The following is a 15,874-nucleotide window of genomic DNA, read 5'->3' as shown; positions in this document are numbered from 1 at the left end:
TCTTAATCTCCTAAATCGCGTCCGATCGCTTCTGCAAGAATTGTAGCATCTGGCACAGGGTCAGGCGTGTAGTATCCGGCGGCTTTTTTGGCGACAATTTCGACTTGTGCATCTGCGGGAATCCAATCTTCAGGAATGGGGATGCGATCGACCACATGAATGCCAGAATTGATAATCGCATTGTATTTCATATCGCTCATAGAAACTAAACTGTCAATGCGAGAGATCCCCAACCAGTGCAGCACGTCTGGCATTAGTTCTTGAAACCGCATATCTTGAACTCCCGCCACGCATTCAGTGCGCGTAAAATAGGCATCAGCGCGATCGCCGCCTTCCTGCCGTTTTCTGGCATTGTACACCAAAAACTTAGTCACTTCCCCCAAAGCTCTCCCTTCCTTGCGGAAGTAAACTATTACCCCAGAACCGCCGGATTGTGCCGTTTGGATGCAAATTTCCATCCCGTGTACCAAATAAGGGCGACAAGTGCAGATATCGGAACTGAAGACATCAGAACCGTTGCATTCATCATGTACCCGTACCGCCAACTGTTTATCCGGGTCAGAAATATTCGCGACATCGCCAATAATATAAACCGTAGTTCCGCCTATGGGTGGCAAGAAAACGTGCAAGTCCGGCCGAGTCACTAAATCCGAGAACATTCCGCCTGTTTGCTCGAATAGCACACGGCGGAGAACGCTTTCTTGAGCCCCAATCCGCCGAGCAATTCCCGGCAAATACCAAACCGGATCGATCGCAATTTTAGTTACTGCTAAATTCCCACCTGCTTTGACTATTTTGCCATCAATTTGCACCCGCCCCTTAGCAATGGCATCTTGCAATTCCGGCATATTAATGTGAGCTTTAGTGACAGCAATTGTCGGTCGAATATCGTATCCCTGCTGTAAAAATGAAGTATAAATTTCGCTGACGAGACCTCCAAAGGGATCGAGAGAAACAATCAAATCGCGATCGCCCCAACTCGGGTGCGGCCCGATGTGTGCCGCCGGAGATGTGTTGGTAAAATCGGGGCGGTGATCTGCTTGGAGTGCGCCGGAAGCCACTGCTAGCGCGCGATAAACAGAGTAGGAACCCGAATGAGTGCCGATCGCATTCCGGTGAGACGATTTAGTGAGGCTGCCAATCACAGGCCCCCGTTTCAGGGGATCGATTTCTCCCCAGTGGATGGGATGAGGTTTTGTGCCGGATCTGTCGGGATGGGATGTTAAAACTATATGCTTGGGTTTTGACACAGTTTTTTTTTGCTCTTGCTATGGATGCTGCGGTTGGTTGAAAGTGAAATTGCTATTTGAAGCAGTGATTTATGATAGCAACAGGATTCAGGATCGGGAAGTATCCGGCATAGCAAAACTCGTGAAGCTGACTTGCGCGGTTTCTTCAAAAATATAAAATTTTTATATTTTTGCTTCAGCGATCGGGGCTGCACTACCAACAACAAAGCTACATATTTAATTCAAGTTTCTTTAGCGATTCTATTTCATTTGTGCATGAGATTTTTTTGAACTAACCACAGAGGGCGCAGAGGACGCAGAGTCTCTATAAAATATAGAAAGAGGAAAAGAGAGATGTTCACAATTCCTGCAAGGGTTGCTATAGTTACAACTGGTAGTGCTGAATTATCAAGAAAATACATACTAACTCACAAAATTAATGTTGCCAAGTACATCTAATTATTTGCTCAAAAATAGTCGCGTACCCGCGTCTCTTCTAGAGATGAAATCGATCGCCCCGTCAGCTTCTACTGTGGCGACAACGGGGAGTGAGAACAATTTTTGTTTGGTGGATTTGGAAATTGCGGCAGGGGCGATCGCCCAAATTATCCCAGCAGGTACAAAACCTGTCTCCTCCTCTGGAGATATCCCAGTTATAGATTTGCAGGGCGGCTTAATCTGGCCTTGTTTTGTGGATATGCACACGCATTTAGACAAAGGCCACATCTGGGAACGATCGCCCAATCCCGATGGAACTTTTGCCAGCGCGATCGAAGCAATAGGCGCTGATGCTCAAAAAAACTGGAATGCAGAGGATGTTTACCGGCGAATGGAGTTTGGCCTCAAGTGCAGCTACGCCCACGGAACCAAGGCTATCCGCACTCACATTGACAGCGCGGGGGAACAGGGAACCGTTAGTTTAGAAGTATTTGAAGCGCTGCAAGCCGAATGGGGCGATCGGCTGATCTTGCAAGCAGTTTCCCTGGTGTCCCTCGACTATTTTCTGACACCAGCCGGCGAAAAATTAGCCGATCGCATAGCCCAAACCGGCGGCATTCTCGGCGGCGTCGCCTATATCAACCCCGACTTAGACAAACAACTCGATCGAGTTTTTGCCTTAGCCAAAGAACGAAATTTAAACATCGACTTCCACACCGACGAAAACGACGATCCAGATTCAGTAACACTGCGGGAAGTCGCAAAAACCGCCACCCGTCATGAATTTGGGGGTCAAATAATCTGCGGACACTGCTGTAGTTTAGCCGTACAACCGTCAGATTTAGTAACAGAAACTCTGGAATTAGTCAAGGAAGCAAATATTGGCATTGTCAGCTTGCCGATGTGCAACCTTTACCTGCAAGATCGAGAATCTCAGCATACACCGCGCTGGCGGGGAGTGACACTCCTGCACGAACTCAAAGCAGCCGGAATTCCCGTTGCAGTTGCTAGCGATAATTGTCGCGATCCGTTTTACGGATTTGGCGACCATGATGTTTTGGAAGTCTTTAATATGGCAGTCCGCATCGCTCATTTAGATAGGCCTTATGGAGACTGGCCCTGTGCAGTTACAAAGACTCCAGCCGATTTAATGGGATTGCCGAATTTAGGACGAATTGCAGTGGGTTTACCTGCTGATTTGATTTTGTTTAAGGCGCGGAATTTCAGCGAATTGTTATCTAGAGCGCAGGGCGATCGTACAGTTTTGCGGCAGGGCATTAAAATTGATACAACTTTGCCCGATTACCGCGAACTAGATGATTTGTTACGAATTTAAATCTGACATTTTGCACCAATATCAAGAACAGGCAAGATGCCTGTTCCACAAAAGATGAAGTTTCTTTGTACTCGTTACTAGGCTCTGCCTGGTAACGTATATCTGGAGGATCTGCCTCCAATTTTCCTGGCCGTAATGCGAGGCAGAGCCTCTAAATCTCGGTTCCCAGGCAGAGCCTAGGAACCAGTTAAACAGGCACTATAAATTATCAACCAACGTCCCTTCTCTTTTCTTCCTTCGCGTCCTAGCGCTTACGCGCGGCTTCGCCTAACGCGTCTTCGCGTTTCGTTCAAAAAAATATCTTTCACCAAGCATTTAGCATGGCTATCTTGTCAACTTGCGACTAATTTGATATAAATATAAAAGCTAATTTTATTGAGGATATTTTAAGTGAAAGCAGTTATTTTATTGTCGGGAGGGCTGGATTCCTCAACAGTTTTGTATCAAGCCAAAGCCGACGGCTGCGAGTGTTACGCTATTTCCTTTGACTACAAGCAAAGACATCGGCGGGAGTTGGAATCAGCAAGGGCGATCGCACTTGCGGCAGCGGTTAAGGCACATCAGATAGTAAACTTTGACCTGACGCTTTGGGGCGGTTCAGCATTGACGGATAATGAGATGGAATTGCCGATCGATCGCACTCTGGGAGAAATGTCTCAAAACATCCCCACTACCTACGTTCCAGCTAGAAATACAATCTTTCTCAGCTTTGCCCTCGCCTACGCAGAAACCCTAGAAGCCGATCGCATTTACATCGGTGTCAACGCTTTAGATTATTCTGGATATCCCGACTGCCGCCTCGATTACATCCAAGCCATGCAGGAAGTATTTCGGTTAGGAACAAAGCAGGGCAGAGAAGGAAATGCTATTAATATTATCACACCTTTAATCGAACTTAAAAAGACAGAAATTATTCAATTAGGCAACCAATTAGGAGTACCTTGGGAGCAAACTTGGTCTTGCTACGCAGGCGGGGAAAATGCCTGCGGCGTTTGCGATTCTTGTCGGTTGCGGCTGGCGGCTTTTGAGGAATTGGGGCTGAAAGATCCGGTGCCTTATGCTTAAACAGTATTCCGACTCGGCGGTTGAAAGCGTTCCTCCATAAACTCTCGTCCCTCTCTAAGAGACTAAAGAATAAACGGGGTGGCTAACTCAGATTTGGTATAAAAAGTTGCGCTATTTCGATCGCCCTTTTCATCAAAATCTTAACTAGAAAATTTCGCCACACCACTCAACCCGCTATTCTTTCGCCCTTTTCCCACAACTTCCTCATCCGCTGCTGCAACTGCACTCAAAGCTCGATCGCCCGCAGCCCCTTCCAACAAGTGAATTTGAAGTTGATCCAACCGCGGCCCGGAGACAGAAACAACCGTAAGTTCCACATTTTCGCCCCGCCAAACTTCCCCAGCAGCCGGCATTCTTTGCAATTGATAGCTTAGAAAACCTCCGATTGTCTGATATTCGTCAGTTACTGGCAAATCCAAATTCAATATTTGATTCACATCATCTAAATTTAACTGCGCTTGCACTAAAAAAGTGCGATCGTCCAATACTTGCAAAGCAATTTCTTTGCTGTCGGGCGACTCGTAGCTGCGGCCGATAATTTCGGCAATCAAATCCCTCAGTGTTACTAACCCGGAAATGCCACCAAATTCATCAACTACGATCGCAATTTCTTCCGACGAACTCTGCATCAAAGGCAGCAGTTCCCCCAGCAGCATCATCTCCGGCACAAACCTCACCGAACGCATCCAAGGTACAATTGGCGTGTCGGGAGAGAGCAAACCTTCAGCTAGAGGTTTCGCAAGTTGTTTGAAGCCAATAATGCCGATAATGTCGTCTAAAGAATCTCCCGTCACGGGATAGCGGGAATGGTTGGAAATCGCCATTTCGTCGAGCAAATTTTGAAAGGTTGCCGTCTTCGGAAGTGCGACAATGCTAGGCCTCGGCACCATTACTTCTTGTACCCAAACTTCGCCAAATTCAAAGACGTTGTTGAGCAATTCTCGCTTTTCTGCTTCCAAGCCGCTGGATTCGCTGGAGGTAGCTATAATTAATTGCAGTTCTTCGGGCGTAACCGGCCGATGCCTTAGATCGTATTCGATGCCCGCAAACCGCAAAAGCGATCGAGTAGATTGATTGAGAAACGACACAAAAGGCTTGAACACACGGGCAATCAATAAACTCGGAGGCCCTAAAGTTCTGGCTAGCTGTTCGGAATACAGCAACGCTACTGATTTGGGAAAGAGTTCGCCCAGTACGATTTGCAGGTAAGCTAGCAACAAAAAAGTTACTATTGATATGCTAAAAGAATGGGCGATCGCCGACTTGATGTAAATTGGCAGTGGCAAATAGCCGATCGACATTCGGACTAGCACGGCGATCGTACTTTCCCCAATCCAGCCGAGAGCTAAACTAGAAAGAGTGATTCCCAACTGCATTGTCGAGAGCAATCGCTCAATACTTTGCTGCAAAGATTGCACAGTTAAAGCTGCAACGTCGCCAGATTCAACTAACTGATTGATGCGCGATCGGCGTACCGTCACCATCGAAAACTCAGCCGCCACAAAAAAAGCATTAATCGCAATCAGCAACAGCACTGACAGCAACCGCGACAGCACCTCTGTCAAACTCATCGCGGGTAAATCAGATATCTCCTGCACTCTCGCCCCTAAAAGTGACACAATGCTCCCTAAAAAAACTTTCTCGATCGAACCTGAGAATCCGTCTGCAGGTTTGGTCTTCTTTTATTTTACTTTGCCACTGGAATGCCAGATATTTGCAACTGAAGTTTTTGACCTGGATAATCTGTCAGCGTCAGCGAAACTTCCTTAGCATTTTCCAGCAAAGCTGTGGGAATACTCACCGTACCGTAAAACACCTGCCCGTTGGGGGGGAGTTCCGAGGGCAAATCCTCGGCTGTCGCGCTTAGGGCCCGGCCACGATCGTCAGTGACGTTCAAGAAGCTGTAGAGAAACCTCACAGCTTGGGAGCCCTCATTTTTCATACTCACGTCTAGCAGCATGGAATTGTTGCGCTGACTGGCCGCGCTCACTTCCAGGGTTATTCCCCCGTCGCGACTGTTCAGGGGAAACTTGGCGCTGGCATTTTGTGCAGCCGGTTTTTTGGCCGCGGCTGGTTTAGAGCTTGCCTTGTCTGTTTTAGTATTTGCTTGAGCCGTTGTTTTTTCTGGATCGCGACCTTCTACCCGTGCTTTGACGGTTGTGAGAATGTCTTTTTCTTTCAAAATGCTCACTTGGTCTTTACTAGCCGTCGTTCCAGGCTTGCCGCTGCCAGCATTGTTGCTGGGACGAACATCGGGTTGAGTCGTTCCTTGCAAGGCTTCGCGACCTATAGTAAATCCCCAAACAGAACTCGTCACGCCTGCTCCAAACATCAGAGCCAGCAGAATTAGAGTCAGCACTACCGTCGAATTCACTGCCATTGCCTATAAGAAGTTTATGCCGAGTCCTAGAAACTGCTTTGTCCGGTCGATCGGCTTGCCTAACATTGGCTAACAGGCGATCGGGACTCAGCAGATCTAAAGATTTTGATTTTTGTTCTCTAGTTCTAGCACGGACTGAGAAATTATGTTATAATTCATTTTGAGTTAGATCGAAGAAATCGATTTAACGGCAGTTGGCCGAGCGGTTTAGGCAGCGAACTCATAATTCGCCCCAGGCAGGTTCAACTCCTGCACTGCCGATTTAAAATCAATCACGACGCTCCCCCCCGTGAACCCAAAACCGGGTTTCTTCCCTCGACGCATGGGAGGCGAGAAACCGGGTTTCTACGAATTTTTACGTTGAGTAACGATAAATATACGTAGAAACCAGGTTTCTGAGGTCGCAAATGCGATCGCTGCAAACTAGACATTCGATCGATCGACTCCTTGCTGAGATATCTTGGCTCCACGCGCGTCGATCGCACTTGCGACCTCAGAAAATTATGATTCCGATGCCAACGGAAACGATAAGTAGATCCACCTAATTAAACGAAAAATACGGATCGCGCTCAAGCTTGCTGTGTAAGTCTTCTTCCTTCTTCCTTCTTCCTTCTTCCTTCTTCCTTCTTCCTTCTTCCTTCTTCCTTCTTCCTTCTTCCTTCTTCCTTCTACTTATCAACCCTTAATTAACTCCACTCCGTCGCGCCCGTCGAGTTCTTGAACGTAAACCTTAACTTGTTCTTCCTTTGCAGTCGGCAACTTTTTACCCGTAAAATCCGGCTGAATCGGTACTTCTCGGTGGCCGCGATCGACTAATACCGCTAACCAAATTTTCTCCGGCCGCCCGTAATCATTTACCGCATTCAAAGCCGCTCGACTCGTTCTGCCTTTATATATAACGTCATCTACCAACACCACAGTTTTGCCCGTCAAATCGAAAGGAATTTCTGTTTTAGCCGGTGTCCGCATCGCAACTCGATCCAAGTCATCTCGGTAAAAGGTAATATCCAAAGCGCCCACGGGTACTTTGACTTGTTCGAGAACTTCAATTTGATCGGCCAAAATTTGAGCTAAAGGCACTCCTCTACTATGAATGCCCAACAGCACTAACTCCGAGGGGTTCCCTGATTTTTCGACAATCTGGGAAGCGACGCGGGTGAGAGTGCGCCTCACTTCATCAGGCGATAAAATTTGGATAATTTTAGTCATTGGTTGCTGCGAGCTAATTGTTGGCTGTTGGCATATCGAACAATTTGAGATTTGAGATTTGAGATTTGAGATTGACTTGACAGATGAATCTGGGGGTTTGAACAAAGGTCAAAACTTTTTTTGCTGCTGTCGGTGGCGGATCTCTGTCTTCTGCAGGACTTACCCCGAACGGATGAAAAGCAGATGCTGCGATTGCTTAGCCGAGGACGAACAATCACAGAAATACGTTATTTATGCCTGCTGGACTGTTCTAGTGAGGTCATAAGTTAGTGGCTCAAACCTAATAAGGTATAAAAAAGCAATGATAGTCCCAACCAAATCAGAAAGCAATACCGAGTTAATTGCAATGCTTGGCAAATTAGCGGCGCTGCGATCGGGTGAATCGGCTCGCCTAACAGCGGTTTGTGTTTGATAACTCCGCGATAGGAATTGGTACCTCCTAGTTGTACTCCCAAGATGGCGGCGTAAACGCACTCGCTCCAACCGGAATTGGGGCTGGCATCTTTAACAGCATCTCTCTGACAAATCTGCCAAATGTAAATCGGTTTGCCAGATATAAGGGCTAAAGTAATCACTGTTAGCCGGCAAGGAATCCACGTCAGCACGTCTTCTAGTTTGGCGCTAAACCATCCTAAATCTGTGTATGGCGCTTCTTTGTAGCCGATCGTAGAATCTAATGTGCTGGCTGCTTTGTAAGCGATCGCCAAGGGGACTATAGCACTCGCCCACATCGAGTTAGGATCGATCGGCGAACCCGTAACACTTAATAATAGATGCGGCAGAGCGAACCCAAGTAAGGCATAAAATAGCGGTGCTGTCACGCCATCGACTGCATTCTCTGTTACAGTTTCTAACACTGCTCGCAGAATTTCCGGCTCGGATAAGTTTTCGGTATCCCGGCCGACGTAAAGGCTCAACCTTTCTCGCGCCTTGACTAAATCTCCAACATTTAAAGGTGCTAGCACATCCTCTGCTGCGGCCCTTAAACTGCGACCTGCAAAACAGCTTGCCAGCAAAATGGTCTGTATGGCAATACCTAAAAGAGGATGCACCCAACTAGCAGCTTGGACGATCGACCAACTGACAGTATAACTGCCTACAATCAGCCCGATCGCTAGTATTGTGCCAGCACCTCGTAGCAGCAGTTTGTGCTGAGTGCCAGCGGGACGATCCTCTGCTTCAGGCATTTTGCCTGCGGGATTCTTCCATATATTAAAGACAAGTCGAGTATAGCGGTCGATCGCCCAACCCATCGCCTGTACGGGATGCGGCCAACCCCAAGGATCGCCGATCGAATAATCCAACACCGCAGCTAAAATCAAAACAGGAAATTCATCCGGCATCATTATATATTGTGTCAAACTTGATAGTCCGTCAATCGATTTTAGATTTTAGATTTTAGATTTTAGATTAAAGAATTGAAGAAAGCGACCCCACCGATCAATCCGCGAGCTGGCGATGGGGAGCGAGGAGCTTTTTTCTCGCTCCGTCCTGAGTCTGCGAAGGAATGAATCCGGGGGCCCGAACCATCTTCCTTGAGTGTCAGAGCAGGAGCGATCGCCCGATAGAGCAGATTTTAACTCCTGCTACCCTTGCGGACTTTGATTTTTTGAGGGGCGATTTTATAGTAGAAGGAAGAAGGAAGAAGCAATAAAGACAAGGGTTTGAGCAATTCAAAACCTCATCATCATCAGGCCTGGTTGCTATAACTGCTGAGATTACTTTAGTCGCGGAGCAAGTGTACGTTCTCCTCCCAATTAACACCGTCAAAGGGTAGAATCTCAAAGTGTTTGATGGCATCGTCGTCAAGACAGCGGACGTTGACATCGAATTGATCGGGATGCGAGCGGGGGCGATAGAACGAGTGAATGCCGCAAATTCCGCAGAAAGTATGTTGAGCAGTTCCTGTATTAAATGTATAGGTGGTCAAAACATCTTGGCCACTGAGCAAGGTAAAACGTTCCGGCGGCACAATGAGGTGCAAAAATCCCTTCTTTTTGCAGATAGAGCAGTTGCAATCAGATGCTTCGTGTTTGTCAACGGCGACACGGAAGCGGACAGCTCCGCAGTGACAGCCACCAAAGTAAGTAACAAGTGTTGCGTCCATGTGTGCTTGCTGGCGATCGAATGAATGAACTTACCATTTAAATGATAAAGCTAGTTTCTTCCCCAAGAGCCGCTTGCCAACTGCGGACATCATAGTATAAGTCTTCGAGGGAAATACTGTACAGCGCTTCGGCAAGTTTTTTGTGCAATCGGTTCCACAAACTGAATGTTACCCAGTCCTCTGCTTGCGTCGCGTCGGGAAAATGTCGAGGTAAAGGTTCAATAGTTTCACCTACAGCCTCTAAGATTTGTCCTAAAGAGATTTGAGCTGGCTGGCGGGCTAATTGATATCCTCCTTGGGAACCCCGAACAGATTGGACTAAACCGGCTCGTCGCATTTCAATCAGCAATTTTTCTAGATACGGAGCAGGTAACTCCTGTCGCTTCGCTATCGATTTCACCGATGTCGGGCCATAGCGAGGTTGCAAACTTAGATCCAGTAATGCTTTGACACTGTAGTGTCCGCGTGTGGTTAACTTCATGGGATTTTAAGAGCGGGGCAAATATTCAGCTAGCTGATAGCTGATAGCTTATGCTACCGAGTTTAGAGATTACTCGCACCGGCTGCAGCTACTCCTCAAGAAAGACTGCAGGTTGTTAAAAATATTTAGATAATAGTGGTTAACAATTGAGCCGATCGGTGTAATATGGTTTTACGACCAGCTATAAAGCTAAAGTTTCTTGGTCAAACCAAAAACCCACCGAGAAAAAATCCGTACACCAGTTGAATATTTCAGGACTCAGTAAATGGCTAAAAAGAAAAATATCGAACCCCTTGAAGGCGAAGATCTGATCAAAAAGGTCAAAGACCTAGAGAACCTTACCAAGGAAGAAAAAGCTAGAGCCTGTGGCTACTACACCGTTACCAAGAACGGCGTAGAACGGGTCAACATGATGAAATTCCTGAATGCGCTGATTGATGCAGAAGGCATTCAGCTAGACGGGAAGCAAAACGGCAATGGACGCGGCGGACGCTCTGCCAGCTATCGGATTAGCGTTCAATCTAACGGCAACTTACTGATTGGAGCCGCCTACACGAAACAGATGGAACTCCAGCCAGGAGATGAATTTGAAATCTCTCTGGGACGCAAGCACATTCACCTGCGCCAAATCGATCGAGAAGAAGAAGAATCCTAGGCTTTTACGACTTGCTTTGACTTCTTGCTTGAACAGGTTGGTTTGACTTCAAGCATTGACTGCAAGCAGAGAGTTGGCTCTGAAATCTTTCTGTGAGCCTAAAAAAGTATGGCTTCTATAGATGGCAATGGCTCGACAAAAGCCACTGCCACCACTTTATATTTTCCGAGAATACCTATTCTCGCCCCTCGCTATATCCGTTTGGACAAGCGGGGGATTTTCCGCGTACCTGTTGAAGAGAAGTTCGGCAAGGGATTGTGCACCGGATGTAACGGATGTAACGCATGGATGTTCACCAAGGGATTGTATAGCGGATTTAACGGGTGAATGTTGAGTTTCGATGGTCGAGGTTCGAGGCAAGGGGAGCATCTCATATTTGTAAAAACACTCTTCTGGCTCCTTCCTTCTTCCTTCTGACTCTTTTCTCCTGACTCCTGACTCCTAACTCCAATTTCTAGCGGAGGGCTGCTTTCATTGAGATGCTCCCCCAGGCAAGAAGCAGGTTAGGTTGAGCTACGAAACCGAACAAAGCAAGAAAATAGCGGAGGTATTCTCACGAGCTTCCTCATTTATCCCCAATTATTTAATCTAAAATCTAAAATCTAAAATCTAAAATTGTATAAGTCTCGTGCTTGCTCCTGATTGGTGTCTGTGTGGGAGGTGTTTTGAGGGCAAGGAAACACCTCGATCGCCCGTAAGTGAAATTACAGGCTCCAACAGTTAAAGTGTTAGGGAGCAATTAGTCACCAGCCTATGCCGTTGCCCCGATTCGCGAGTAAAACTTTTCAACACCAAACAAAAATCTCCCTGCGTCGCCTTCTAGTGGCCTCTTTTGTGCTGCAAATCGTCGCAGCAGTTGGGATTGTCGGGTATCTGTCCTTTCGCAACGGAGACAAAGCAGTCGAAGAGCACGCCGAGAAATTGATCGCCCAGACGGGAAAGAGAGTTGAAGAAAAGCTGATTTCTTTTGTCGAACCTACCCAGTGGGTAAATCAACTTAACGCCTCGGCGATCGAGCGCGGTGAATTAAACTTACAGTTAGAAAAGCCGCAGCCTCGGGGAGAGAAGTTCCGGGAGCATCTCAATGAAAGCAGCCCTCCGCTAGAAATTGGAGTTTTGAGGCAGGAGTTTTGAGGCAGGAGGCAGGAGGAAAGAGGCAGGAGGAAATAGGAAGAACGAAGGAGCCAGAAGAAGTGTTTTTACAAATATGAGATGCTGCCGAAGTTCCTCTGGCAGCAAATGCGATCTTTTAAAAGCATTCAATGGATATCCTTCGGTGCTGAAAAATCAGGAGAATATCTCGGCATTTGGCGCAACCACATCGACAACAGCTTGCCAATTGTCGCAGCTAACAAGTCTACCAACTCTCACAACATATACTAAGCTACAGACAGCCGAGGCACTCGCACCGCTAAATTAAAGGCAGAACCCGGAACCTACGATGCCCGTCTCCGCCCCTGGTACAAAGAAGCTGTCGCAGCTAATAAACCGATTTGGACGAGTATAAAGTTGTTGTAGGGAGCATCTCATATCAATTCCGGTAACACTCATACATGATGGGGAGTGGGGAGTGCTCCGTGGGGAGTGGGGGAATGTGGAATTATTGACCTTGACTTTATCATTCCCACCCAACCGGAAACGATATCAGCAGAGATGCTCCCCGAACCAGGGCTGTTTCATTCTCACCAAAAACGTGAATTTTGACTCTTGTAGTGCCTTTCTTTGCCTACCCCCGACCTAGACGATTCGTTCGGCAGACTAAGAGGGCCGGCACTCTTGGCACGGCCCCTAGGTCGAATCAAACAGCCCTGCTCCCCGAACAGTTATGTTAGCGGCTGCCACAATAGTCATGAGATGGCATAAAATCCTCGTTCAAAGGTCTCTACACTCTGATAATTATCATGCTTGATTTTGCTGCTAATAATTGAGTGTTGGACTTGACTTTTTTGCAGCTAGAGTTAACCCCCCCGATCGCCCTTTTGGTAAGGGGAAATCGAGGGGGTTAACTATTATTTGTCAAGTATCTGAGGCTATTAAGCAGGGTTCGCTTCCGCTCGTCTTTGTAGCAGGCGGGCAATTTCAGCTTTTTCTACAAGTCCGACTAGGACACCGTTTTCGCGAATGACGGGGAGTTCTTGTACTTTGAGTTGTTCTAGGAGGGTGACGACTTCGAGGAGGGATAATTCCGGTTTGACGGTTGTGGAAAATTCGATCGGCTTCAGGAGTTCTTTGACGAAAACTTGGGGCCAAGTTCCGGTAGGAATAGTTTTGAGGTCGTCAAGGTCGATCGCCCCTACCAATTGTCCGGCATCATCTGTTGCCAGGAACCTGCGCCAGGTTTGAGTGCTACCGATCACGTAGTTGTTGGCAAATTCTCTGAGGGACAAGTCTTGGGAGACGATCGGACTTTCGGGAGTCACAGCATCTGCGGCTGTCAGGCCTGCCAGTTGATTTTGGACTGTGGCATATTGGGCAGATTGACCGGCATTTTGCAGTAAGAACCAACCGATTACTAGATTCCAAATATTGCCGAATACGCCTGTAGCAATGGCAATCCAACCAATTATTTGACCGACGCGGCTAGCAAAAATTACACCTTTGTAAGGGTTGCCAGTAATTTTCCAGACGATCGCTTTGAGGATGTTGCCACCGTCGAGGGGCAAACCGGGAATTAAGTTAAATAAGGCTAAAGCTAAGTTGATCGAAGCTAAAAGTCCGACGATGGCGGCTGCGGGGCCTGTGAGACCAGCACCGATGCCTATTGCTGTTAACAAACCGGATAACAATAAGCTGACCAACGGGCCTGCAATGGCTACCCAAAATGCTTCGGCTGGGGTTTTAGATTCTCTTTCTAAATTAGCCAGTCCGCCAAACAGAAATAGCGAAATTGATTTCACGCCAATTCCCTGTTTAATGGCTACCCAACTGTGTCCTAATTCGTGGGCTAAGACGGAAGCAAATAACAGTAAGGCTGTGAATAATCCCAGCATCCAGGGCGCTACGGGGCCCAATGTGGGAAACAGGGCAGCTAGTGCACCGCCGTACTGCCAGGTTACTAAACCCAGAACTAAAAACCAAGATGCGTTGACAAAGAAGGGAATCCCAAACAGGTTGCCGACGCGAAATGTACCGTTCATAATGGCTACCTCTGATTTTACGAATGAGAGGTTTTTCTCTCTGTCTCCTTATCGTAACGAAACGTAACGGCGATGTTAATGCTTCAATTAGGGTGTTATCCGTCTGTCGAGGTTCGGTTTGCGGAATAATCACCGCCGACTGCGGTTTGGCCCGCCAGGGGTTAAAAATCCCTATCTCAAAACGGAAGTTCTCGCTATGAGGGCTCAGGAGTATATCTGTTTTAGTTTTCAGTTTTAGCTAAAGCGCCGAAATCCCCACACTATACCTGTAATTAGGTTAGTGTGGGATGAATAGGCGGGTCAACGTAGGTACGGAGTTGACCAATTAATTTTCTTCGTCACAGATCAATTTATCAACAAATTCTCTGAGACGTTCAGGCCAGTCGGGAACAGCCTTAAGTTTCTCTTTTTGTCCTTCGTAACCTTTGAATCCGATCGTTTCCTTGTCTAGAGGGCGTTTGAGCCGTTTCTTGGCGCCGAATGTATTATTTTTCTGGAATGGCATTGACACGCTTGTTGACAGTAAGTTAACTTACATATAGCATGATCAACAAGGTCTATGGATGAGAACCTCTTACCAGTATCGATTACGTCCAACAAAGTTACAAGCCATTGAGATGGACAGATGGCTGTCAATGATGTGTAGCCAGTATAACTATTTGTTGGCGGATAGGTTTAACTGGTATGAGCAAAACCGTTCTCCCATCAATGCCTGTCCTCTGGTTTGCTACTTACCTCAACTGCGGGACAATCCAGATTACTACAGTCAGAAAAAGACGTTACCTCAACTCAAAAAAACTCATCCTTGGTATGCCGAGATTTACTCCCAAGTCCTCCAAGATGTAGTTAAGCGAGTTAAGGTAACTTTTGATCGTTTCCTCAAAGGTGATAGCAGCGGAAAGCGTAGCGGTAGACCTCGATTTAAACCACGCAGTCGTTACCGCACGTTTACTTATCCTCAAGTTAAAGACGGGTGCTTACAAAATAACTTAATCAACTTACCGATGCTCGGAAAAGTTAAAGTTGTTTTACACCGTGACCTACCTGATGGATTCAAAATCAAAACCGTTTCTCTCACCAAAAAAGCTGATGGGTACTATCTTACGCTCTCCCTAGAAGATTCAACATTCCCTGAAATCAAGGCAGATTTTAATCCAAACAAGATTACTGGAATTGATGTTGGGCTGAAGGAATTTTTGACAACCTCAGAGGGCGAGACTGTTGCAATCCCTCAACATTACCGCAAAACCCAAAAACGCCTACGAACTATCCAGAAGCGAGTCTCACGCCGCAAAAAAGGCAGCAACCGGAGGCAGAAAGCAGTTAAGCAATTGGGGAAGTGTCACAAAAAAATAGCGGACAAGCGTAAAGACTTTCATTTCAAGACTGCTAACGCTCTCTTGAAGAAATATGATGTTGTTGCAGTTGAAGACTTGAATGTCAAGGGACTTGCCCGCACAAAATTGGCTAAATCTGTGTTGGATGCTGGGTGGTCAAACTTCCTGTCGATATTAACAAATAAAGCCGTAAATGCTGGTTTGTTGGTAGTCCCAGTAAGTGCCTATAACACTTCACAAGATTGTTCGAGTTGCGGCGAAAAAGTACCGAAAAAGCTGCATGAAAGATGGCACGATTGCTGCCATTGCGGGTGTAGTCTTGACCGCGATCGTAATGCAGCAATAAATATAAAGAATAGAGCGGTGGGTCATCCCGTTCTTAAAGCTCAGTTAATGTCCGAAGCAATAGCTGGAGTCTCTGAGAAGCCTACACCATACTGTACTCAGTTGGTGTAGGAGTATGTCACCTATAATGACTTACCCTAATAATAGTTTTGGTG

At 46.8% G+C, this 15,874-nt stretch carries 19 protein-coding genes and 1 tRNA gene; 9 read left to right on the top strand and 11 right to left on the bottom strand.

The window, feature by feature from the left end; translation table 11 throughout:
- Positions 1-2: 2 nt before the first annotated feature.
- Entirely contained in the window at positions 3-1,250 is a 1,248-nt protein-coding gene (locus QUB06_RS14585; protein ID WP_333435849.1) for a GTP cyclohydrolase II, read from the bottom strand.
- Positions 1,251-1,668: 418 nt separating this feature from the next.
- Here QUB06_RS14585 and QUB06_RS14580 point away from each other — a divergent pair, with 418 nt between their 5' ends.
- Entirely contained in the window at positions 1,669-3,003 is a 1,335-nt protein-coding gene (locus QUB06_RS14580) for a cytosine deaminase (protein WP_333435848.1), read from the top strand.
- Between the two features lie 390 nt (positions 3,004-3,393).
- A complete protein-coding gene (queC, locus tag QUB06_RS14575) occupies positions 3,394-4,068 on the top strand; it encodes a 7-cyano-7-deazaguanine synthase QueC (protein ID WP_333435847.1) in 675 nt (224 codons plus the stop codon).
- Between the two features lie 140 nt (positions 4,069-4,208).
- On the opposite strand, the gene QUB06_RS14570 is transcribed toward queC, so the two are convergent.
- Together QUB06_RS14570 and QUB06_RS14565 are read right to left on the bottom strand one after the other, a co-directional pair.
- Positions 4,209-5,687 (bottom strand): hemolysin family protein, encoded by a 1,479-nt coding sequence (locus tag QUB06_RS14570; RefSeq protein ID WP_333435846.1) that lies wholly within the window; start codon positions 5,685-5,687, stop codon positions 4,209-4,211.
- A 68-nt stretch (positions 5,688-5,755) separates the two neighbouring features.
- Entirely contained in the window at positions 5,756-6,448 is a 693-nt protein-coding gene (locus QUB06_RS14565; protein ID WP_333435845.1) for a hypothetical protein, read from the bottom strand.
- Positions 6,449-6,636: 188 nt separating this feature from the next.
- On the opposite strand from QUB06_RS14565, the gene QUB06_RS14560 reads away from it, so the two are divergent.
- Positions 6,637-6,709 (top strand) — tRNA-Ile (locus tag QUB06_RS14560).
- 11 nt (positions 6,710-6,720) lie between these two features.
- Here QUB06_RS14560 and QUB06_RS14555 read toward each other — a convergent pair.
- The 4 genes from QUB06_RS14555 to cbiB form a co-directional block, all read right to left on the bottom strand.
- Positions 6,721-6,933, bottom strand: a complete 213-nt coding sequence (locus QUB06_RS14555) for a hypothetical protein (protein WP_333435844.1) — start codon at positions 6,931-6,933, stop codon at positions 6,721-6,723.
- A gap of 56 nt (positions 6,934-6,989) precedes the next feature.
- Positions 6,990-7,127: a hypothetical protein gene (locus tag QUB06_RS14550; protein WP_333435843.1), complete on the bottom strand. Its 138-nt coding sequence runs from the start codon at positions 7,125-7,127 to the stop codon at positions 6,990-6,992.
- Complete coding sequence (pyrR, locus tag QUB06_RS14545; RefSeq protein ID WP_333068480.1) at positions 7,124-7,657, bottom strand: bifunctional pyr operon transcriptional regulator/uracil phosphoribosyltransferase PyrR; 534 nt, start codon at positions 7,655-7,657, stop codon at positions 7,124-7,126. Before pyrR ends, QUB06_RS14550 begins: the two co-directional genes overlap by 4 nt.
- Before the next feature lie 266 nt (positions 7,658-7,923).
- Positions 7,924-9,003: an adenosylcobinamide-phosphate synthase CbiB gene (cbiB, locus tag QUB06_RS14540; RefSeq protein ID WP_333435874.1), complete on the bottom strand. Its 1,080-nt coding sequence runs from the start codon at positions 9,001-9,003 to the stop codon at positions 7,924-7,926.
- Positions 9,004-9,164: 161 nt separating this feature from the next.
- Between cbiB and QUB06_RS14535 the strand changes: the two genes are divergently transcribed.
- The gene (locus tag QUB06_RS14535; protein WP_333435842.1) at positions 9,165-9,311 is read left to right on the top strand and encodes a hypothetical protein; all 147 of its coding nucleotides are present in this window, start codon (positions 9,165-9,167) and stop codon (positions 9,309-9,311) included.
- A gap of 69 nt (positions 9,312-9,380) precedes the next feature.
- On the opposite strand, the gene QUB06_RS14530 is transcribed toward QUB06_RS14535, so the two are convergent.
- Together QUB06_RS14530 and QUB06_RS14525 are read right to left on the bottom strand one after the other, a co-directional pair.
- Complete coding sequence (locus QUB06_RS14530; protein WP_333435841.1) at positions 9,381-9,764, bottom strand: GFA family protein; 384 nt, start codon at positions 9,762-9,764, stop codon at positions 9,381-9,383.
- Between the two features lie 37 nt (positions 9,765-9,801).
- Positions 9,802-10,245, bottom strand: coding sequence for an Rrf2 family transcriptional regulator (locus tag QUB06_RS14525; protein WP_333077293.1), 444 nt, complete (start codon positions 10,243-10,245; stop codon positions 9,802-9,804).
- 265 nt (positions 10,246-10,510) lie between these two features.
- On the opposite strand from QUB06_RS14525, the gene QUB06_RS14520 reads away from it, so the two are divergent.
- From QUB06_RS14520 to QUB06_RS14505, 4 genes are all read left to right on the top strand, one after another.
- Entirely contained in the window at positions 10,511-10,900 is a 390-nt protein-coding gene (locus QUB06_RS14520) for an AbrB family transcriptional regulator (protein WP_015179394.1), read from the top strand.
- Positions 10,901-11,008: 108 nt separating this feature from the next.
- Positions 11,009-11,227, top strand: a complete 219-nt coding sequence (locus tag QUB06_RS14515; RefSeq protein ID WP_333435840.1) for a hypothetical protein — start codon at positions 11,009-11,011, stop codon at positions 11,225-11,227.
- 426 nt (positions 11,228-11,653) lie between these two features.
- Positions 11,654-12,034 carry a hypothetical protein gene (locus QUB06_RS14510; RefSeq protein WP_333435839.1) on the top strand — a complete coding sequence of 127 codons (381 nt, stop codon included), beginning with the start codon at positions 11,654-11,656 and terminating at the stop codon, positions 12,032-12,034.
- A gap of 105 nt (positions 12,035-12,139) precedes the next feature.
- Entirely contained in the window at positions 12,140-12,283 is a 144-nt protein-coding gene (locus QUB06_RS14505) for a hypothetical protein (RefSeq protein WP_333435838.1), read from the top strand.
- A 650-nt stretch (positions 12,284-12,933) separates the two neighbouring features.
- On the opposite strand, the gene QUB06_RS14500 is transcribed toward QUB06_RS14505, so the two are convergent.
- Both QUB06_RS14500 and QUB06_RS14495 read right to left on the bottom strand, forming a co-directional pair.
- On the bottom strand, positions 12,934-14,037 hold the full coding sequence (locus QUB06_RS14500; RefSeq protein ID WP_333435837.1) for a site-2 protease family protein: 1,104 nt from the start codon (positions 14,035-14,037) through the stop codon (positions 12,934-12,936).
- Between the two features lie 325 nt (positions 14,038-14,362).
- Positions 14,363-14,542: a hypothetical protein gene (locus tag QUB06_RS14495; RefSeq protein ID WP_333109038.1), complete on the bottom strand. Its 180-nt coding sequence runs from the start codon at positions 14,540-14,542 to the stop codon at positions 14,363-14,365.
- Between the two features lie 58 nt (positions 14,543-14,600).
- Between QUB06_RS14495 and QUB06_RS14490 the strand changes: the two genes are divergently transcribed.
- The gene (locus QUB06_RS14490; RefSeq protein ID WP_333435836.1) at positions 14,601-15,830 is read left to right on the top strand and encodes a transposase; all 1,230 of its coding nucleotides are present in this window, start codon (positions 14,601-14,603) and stop codon (positions 15,828-15,830) included.
- The last annotated feature ends 44 nt before the right edge of the window (positions 15,831-15,874 follow it).

Source organism: Microcoleus sp. D2_18a_D3, assembly GCF_036702455.1.
Taxonomy (GTDB): Bacteria; Cyanobacteriota; Cyanobacteriia; order Cyanobacteriales; family Microcoleaceae; genus Microcoleus.
The sequence above is the reverse complement of the archived record's forward strand: the minus strand, read 5'-3'. Positions and strand labels throughout refer to the sequence as shown.

What these genes read in the sequence shown, in the direction of transcription:
- QUB06_RS14580 (WP_333435848.1), top strand. Translation starts at nt 1,669, where the DNA reads ATGTTGCCAAGTACATCTAATTATTTGCTCAAAAATAGTCGCGTACCC.
- QUB06_RS14565 (WP_333435845.1), bottom strand. Translation starts at nt 6,448, where the DNA reads ATGGCAGTGAATTCGACGGTAGTGCTGACTCTAATTCTGCTGGCTCTG.
- pyrR (WP_333068480.1), bottom strand. Translation starts at nt 7,657, where the DNA reads ATGACTAAAATTATCCAAATTTTATCGCCTGATGAAGTGAGGCGCACT.
- cbiB (WP_333435874.1), bottom strand. Translation starts at nt 9,003, where the DNA reads ATGATGCCGGATGAATTTCCTGTTTTGATTTTAGCTGCGGTGTTGGAT.
- QUB06_RS14535 (WP_333435842.1), top strand. Translation starts at nt 9,165, where the DNA reads ATGAATCCGGGGGCCCGAACCATCTTCCTTGAGTGTCAGAGCAGGAGC.
- QUB06_RS14530 (WP_333435841.1), bottom strand. Translation starts at nt 9,764, where the DNA reads ATGGACGCAACACTTGTTACTTACTTTGGTGGCTGTCACTGCGGAGCT.
- QUB06_RS14525 (WP_333077293.1), bottom strand. Translation starts at nt 10,245, where the DNA reads ATGAAGTTAACCACACGCGGACACTACAGTGTCAAAGCATTACTGGAT.
- QUB06_RS14520 (WP_015179394.1), top strand. Translation starts at nt 10,511, where the DNA reads ATGGCTAAAAAGAAAAATATCGAACCCCTTGAAGGCGAAGATCTGATC.
- QUB06_RS14515 (WP_333435840.1), top strand. Translation starts at nt 11,009, where the DNA reads ATGGCTTCTATAGATGGCAATGGCTCGACAAAAGCCACTGCCACCACT.
- QUB06_RS14510 (WP_333435839.1), top strand. Translation starts at nt 11,654, where the DNA reads ATGCCGTTGCCCCGATTCGCGAGTAAAACTTTTCAACACCAAACAAAA.
- QUB06_RS14505 (WP_333435838.1), top strand. Translation starts at nt 12,140, where the DNA reads ATGCGATCTTTTAAAAGCATTCAATGGATATCCTTCGGTGCTGAAAAA.
- QUB06_RS14500 (WP_333435837.1), bottom strand. Translation starts at nt 14,037, where the DNA reads ATGAACGGTACATTTCGCGTCGGCAACCTGTTTGGGATTCCCTTCTTT.
- QUB06_RS14495 (WP_333109038.1), bottom strand. Translation starts at nt 14,542, where the DNA reads ATGCCATTCCAGAAAAATAATACATTCGGCGCCAAGAAACGGCTCAAA.
- QUB06_RS14490 (WP_333435836.1), top strand. Translation starts at nt 14,601, where the DNA reads ATGAGAACCTCTTACCAGTATCGATTACGTCCAACAAAGTTACAAGCC.